General features: G+C 49.6%; 1 protein-coding gene. It reads left to right on the top strand.

Features of this window, described 5'->3' with window-relative positions:
- A partial coding sequence (locus tag R7040_RS25915) for an MATE family efflux transporter (RefSeq protein WP_318097494.1) occupies positions 1-781 on the top strand: 781 nt, incomplete at both ends.

The following is a 781-nucleotide window of genomic DNA, read 5'->3' as shown; positions in this document are numbered from 1 at the left end:
CCAGAACTTGGCATTCAAGGCGCTGCTATAGCGAGTGCCTTTAGTTGGCTAGGCGCTTTGTGCGGCTCTTTCTATGTGCTGGTTAAACGCGAAAAACTGCTCGCACAACCTCAATGGGCCTCATTGAAACAAGATTGGCAACAGACGTTAAAAATTGGCACCCCTGCAGCGCTATCCAATGCGATGAATCCGTTGTCGGGCGCGATTTTGATGATGCTGCTATCTAGCCACGGCACGGCAGCGGTGGCAGCTTACGGCGCTGCGCAGCGTATTGAGTCGATTCTGATCTTAGTGTTGATGTCGCTGACCTCCGCACTCACGCCATTTATGGCGCAGAACTTAGGGGCAAAAAATCCTCAGCGCGCTTTCTCTGGTTTGTTTCTCAGCATGCGTTTTGCTGTGGTGTTCCAAGGGTTTATCTTCTTGATGATGGTGCCATTGAGCATTCCTTTAGCGGCGTTATTTTCACAAGAAGAAACAGTAAAGAATCTACTTTGGCACTATCTACTCGTGGTTCCATTTAGCTATGGTTTCCAAGGTATTGTGATGATGTTGGTGAGTGGGCTGAATGCGATGCACAAGCCGCTACGCGCTTTCCAATGGAGCTTCATGCGTCTATTCGTGTTTACGTTGCCTGCTGCATGGGTTGGCAGCCAAATGTACAGCATTGAAGGCTTGTTCATCGGTATTGCGCTGGGCAACACACTAGGTGGGCTACTGGGTTACATGTTCGCATTGCGCGAACGTAAATTGACGCTGATTGAACAAAACGGCGCTTCGT

The sequence above is a fragment of the Vibrio sp. 1069 genome, assembly GCF_033340555.1.
This window is presented reverse-complemented; position numbering and strand designations above follow the sequence as displayed.